This is a genomic window from Pauljensenia hongkongensis, assembly GCF_001746855.1.
Lineage (GTDB): Bacteria > Actinomycetota > Actinomycetes > Actinomycetales > Actinomycetaceae > Pauljensenia > Pauljensenia hongkongensis.
The window spans coordinates 1531632-1536022 of record NZ_CP017298.1; the positions used below are offsets into that span (position 1 = coordinate 1531632).

A 4391-nucleotide genomic window follows, 5' to 3' on the forward strand; every position below is an offset into this window, starting at 1 on the left:
GACGGGGCCAGGTGCGCCCTGGGGGCCGCTGACGCGACGGGCGGGGGCGCGAGTGGGGGCCTGGGGATCCTCATCGGCCCACTGGTGGGGCCCCTCCTGGCGGCCGGACGGCTCGCGGCCCGGGTGTGCTTGGAGGCCGCGGCCGACAAGGCCGCCGCGACCGCCGACCACCTCGAAGAAGCCGCCGCCCTCATGCAGGCCACCGAGGACTCCATCGGCGACGACCTGAAGCGCATCGGGGAGCAACTATGAGCACGGGAGGGGCTGTGAGCGGCGCCGAGGCCCTGGACACCCGCCCCAGCACAGGCGCGGACACGGGCGCGGGGGCTTCCGACGCCCTCCACGGCAGCGCCTCCCCCTCCTCGTCGTCGTCTTCGTTGAATCCCCTGGTGGCTGGGCGGGAGGAGTCGCGGTCGGCGGTGTCGGGGTCGGGCGTGGTCGAGGACATCTGGGGCCTCGCCCACGGGTTGTCGGAGGGGTCGTGGTTGGAGACCGGGCTGTCGTCGGTGTCATTGGTGGCCGACGCGGTGGGTGTGGGCGTCGACCCTCTGGGCACGCTGATCGCGTGGGGGGCGGGGTGGTTGATCGACCACTTCGGGCCCCTGAAGTCGTGGATGGACCAGTTCCTGGGCGATGCGGACAGTGTGCGCGCCGACGCGGCCACGTGGTCCAACGTCGCCTGGGCCATGGGCGAGTGCGCCGATAGCCTGGAGCAGGACGAGCGGGGCCTGATGGGGGAGCAGGTGGGCGCCACCGCCAGGGGGTACCGCGCCTCCAATGCCGACACGATCAGCGCCCTGCGCACCGCATCGGGGGCGGCCGACGCCATGGGCAAAGCCACCAGCGTCCTGGCCGAAGTCGTCGGACTGGTCCACGACCTGCTGCGCGACGCCATATCGGCGATCGTGGGCACCCTGGCCTCGGCCATCATCGAGGCCATCGCCACCTTCGGCCTGGCCATCCCCCTCATCATCGCCCAAGTCCAAGTCAAAGTGGGCGCCAAAGCCACGCAGATGGCGGCCCACATCACCGGGGTGCTCAAGTCCGCGCGGTCCTTGGCCAAGCAGTTGTCCAGTGCGCGGGGCCTGCTGGAGTTGCTGCGGTCCCTGCTGTCGCGGGGCAAGAGGGCCGTGCTGGGGATTGTGGAGTTCTTCAAGGACGGGCGCCGCAAGGCGCGCGAGTTGTTCGAGCGCATCACCCACGGCTCCAAACCCCACTGGGACGAAGACGGCGCCACCGCCCGCGCCCAAGAGCTCGTCGCCGCCGGCCGCACCGCCCATGACACCAAAGTCGCCCTCGAGAACAAATTCAAGGACCTCATCAAAAAGTACGGACTCGAAGAGGACTACATAGGTAAGAACGGACGCCTCAAAGTCAACAAAGACAACTACGCAACACTGGCCGATGACATTGCAGATCAAGGGGCGACCATCGACGAAATCGATCAAGTCCTCACTGACGGTAGCGCTTTGACGGAAGCCAGGCGTGCTGAGAAGGCGGCGAGTGAGGAGTTGGGGGCGGAGTTCAGGGAGAACACGGGCGAGCCGCCTCGCACTGTGATCCCCGGCATCGGCGGTGTCGGGGGCGGGAACAGGAGCTTCGACCTGCTGGCGGTGGACGAGCGGGTGGAGAGTATCGATTTCGTCGAGGCCAAGGGCGGCCTGCATCCGAAGATGGGCCATGCCCGCAACATCCTGCCCGATGGGAGCAAGGGGGAGGTGTTGGAGCAGGGGACGGGGGCGTATTTGAACCACATCGCCCGCCAGGACAAGAACTTCCTCCAGCTGCTGCGCGACAACCCCGACTTGTGGGAGCGGATCAAGAGCGGGCAGGTCACGCTCAACAACGTCGTGTGCAAGACACCCACCGCCGACCTGTCCCTGATCGAGCGCACCACCGAGGCCTTCACCCTGGAGCCGGAAACCATCAGAGCACTCGACACTGAACTCAACCCCCCACCCACAACGAACGGAACCACACCATGACCGCCGAGTTCAAAGCCGTCAGCCCCCAGCGCGCCGTCGAGATCATGAAAGCATGGGCCTACCACCCCTGGCCCATCACCTTCGACGAGGGCATCCGGATCTACACCAGCCTCGGATTCGTTGGCGACCCCGCACAACCGCGCTACTTCACCTCCGACATGTCACCCACAAAACCTGACTCGCTATTTCACGGAAAAGACAACATGATTGATGGGGTTCGTCTACAGATTTCAAACAGGATGTCATCAGATGACAGCAAGACCACTTTGCATGAGGGTACTCGCACTCATTACCATTCAATTAGAAAAGAGTTCTTGCGCACATTACCCACACCCTACAGTTCCAAAGACACAAATACAAGATTTTCAACGCAGTGGTTTCTACATAACGGTGTTGGTGTCAGACTCGGCGGAAACATGTCCCTCATTTCAATCACACTCGAATCTCCCACGCAAGCGAAATATCATATCGAAGAGCTCGAGGCTGAGGCCAATGGTGAGGAGATCGGCGCCGACTACTTCTAACCCCGGACCCACCCGCACCGAGAACGGAGCCAGCCCCACAACCATGACCACCGGTTTCACTGCCGTCACCCCCCAACGCGCTGTCCAGATCATGAAAGCGTGGGCCTACCACCCCTGGCCCATCACCTTCGACGAGGGCACCCGCATCTACACCAGCCTCGGATTCAAAGGCGACCCGGATAAGTCTCAATTCTTCACGTCGGATTCCTCTCCGACTGAGACCGACTCATTCTACTATGGAGACGAGAACACCATAGACGGGGTTCGGATGCGCTTATCGAACTGCGTACCAAAGAACGATTGGGCGAACTCACTGCCAAAATCGCGCTTAGCATTCCAAGATTACATCGATGCCTATACGCGCACACTTGGAGCACCGATTACAGAAAAGGATAACGGTACTGATTTTTCAACACGTTGGATCGTCAACGGATCAATAGCCGTCATGATCGGAGGAAACGAAGCATTCATAAACCTAATAGTCGAGTCCCCTCAGCAAACCAAGCACCTTCTTGATGAGCTCGAAGCCAAGGCCAACGGTGAGGAGATCGGCGCCGACTACTTCTAACACATGCCAGCCCAGGAGGGATGCAGCCCCGCGCGCCATGACCGCCGAGTTCGAAGCCGTCACCCCCCAGATCATGAAAGCGTGGGCCCACCACCCCTGGCCTATGAGCGTCCACGACGGCATCAACATCCACACCGGCTCTGCGGACAGTGGCGGCCCCGCCAGACTCCACCGTTGACGCCAGCGACTCACGGCCCCGACCCGTGCCTCGCGCCTCGCCCTGCCTACTACCCCGCGCCCCTGTCCGCGCCCCGCCGGTTCCCGCGCTTTGCCGGAAGACCACACGGCCAGCCGTGGCCCTCCGCTTGCCCGGCCGCGCACATGGTGCTACCTTGATCACACCTTAATTCGGATTCCGGAAAAAGCGGTTCCGCACCAGCGTCCAGCACTACGGCCGTCGTCGGCCTGAGTGCCCGGCGTGCCACGGCCACCGACGGCCCGTGCGCCCCGCCCGCCCCGGCACACCAAGAAAGCCCGCACCGATGCGCAAGAAAGACCTCCACTCCCTCCGCAAGACGAACAGGCGCCTCGTCCTCGGCCTGCTCGCCGAGGGCGCGCCCCTGTCGCGCGCGGAGATCGCCGAGCGCACCGGCCTGTCCCCCTCCACGGTCTCGACCATCATGTCGGACCTGCTCGCCGAGGGACTCGTCCACGACACCGGCGACACGGAGTCGACCGGGGGGCGGGGCCGCCGCCTCCTCGGCATCAACCCCGCCTGCGGCGTGATGGCCATCGCCGAGATCCAGCGCCAGCGCACCACCGTGTCCTTCCACGACATGGGCCTGGGGCGCCTCGGCGCGCGTACCCTGGAAGTCCCCATCAAACCGGGCTCGGGCGACCGGCTCCTCCAAGCGATCGGCGACTGCGTGTCCGCCTTCGCGCACTGCTCCCCGACGCCCGGCGGGCTCGCGGGCATCGGCCTGCTCTTCGACGACCAGGCCATCGCCCCGGACGTGACGGTCCTGTACTCGACGGGCTTCGACGAGGCGTCCATCAGCCTCCGCCAAGCGCTCATCACGCGCTTCAAAGTCCCCGTTGTCGAGGAGTCCGCCCAGGCGTGCTCCGCGCGGGAACTCGTCGCCGCGCACCTCGACAACGCGCGCTCGTGGGCGCACATCGCCCTCGGCCCCAGGATCACCCTCTCCCTCACGACCGAGGAGGGGCCCGCCCCCATTGGATCGCGTGGGCTGGCGGATCTGACGGAAGCGGTCTTGCCCGGCCAGGCGCACCCCGAGCGGGTGCTCGCCGCACTCGCCCGCTCCCCCCTGCCGCCCCGCCTGCGCCCGGCGCCGCACCCCGGCTGGCCGACGGCGC

Annotated in this window: 6 protein-coding genes; all 6 read left to right on the top strand. The window is 65.4% G+C overall.

What is annotated here, in order from left to right:
• The coding region (locus BH719_RS06315; RefSeq protein ID WP_009743977.1) for a hypothetical protein at window positions 1-252 on the top strand (252 nt) is incomplete at its 5' end.
• Window positions 249-1985 (top strand): hypothetical protein, encoded by a 1737-nt coding sequence (locus tag BH719_RS06320; protein WP_009743978.1) that lies wholly within the window; start codon window positions 249-251, stop codon window positions 1983-1985. The genes BH719_RS06315 and BH719_RS06320, both read left to right, overlap by 4 nt.
• Window positions 1982-2509: a DUF6301 family protein gene (locus BH719_RS06325; protein ID WP_009743979.1), complete on the top strand. Its 528-nt coding sequence runs from the start codon at window positions 1982-1984 to the stop codon at window positions 2507-2509. Before BH719_RS06320 ends, BH719_RS06325 begins: the two co-directional genes overlap by 4 nt.
• Before the next feature lie 43 nt (window positions 2510-2552).
• A complete protein-coding gene (locus BH719_RS09125; RefSeq protein ID WP_009743980.1) occupies window positions 2553-3077 on the top strand; it encodes a DUF6301 family protein in 525 nt (174 codons plus the stop codon).
• Between the two features lie 37 nt (window positions 3078-3114).
• Window positions 3115-3255 (top strand): hypothetical protein, encoded by a 141-nt coding sequence (locus BH719_RS09680; RefSeq protein ID WP_009743981.1) that lies wholly within the window; start codon window positions 3115-3117, stop codon window positions 3253-3255.
• 304 nt (window positions 3256-3559) lie between these two features.
• On the top strand, window positions 3560-4391 hold an 832-nt coding region (locus BH719_RS06335; protein WP_009743982.1), incomplete at its 3' end, for a winged helix-turn-helix domain-containing protein.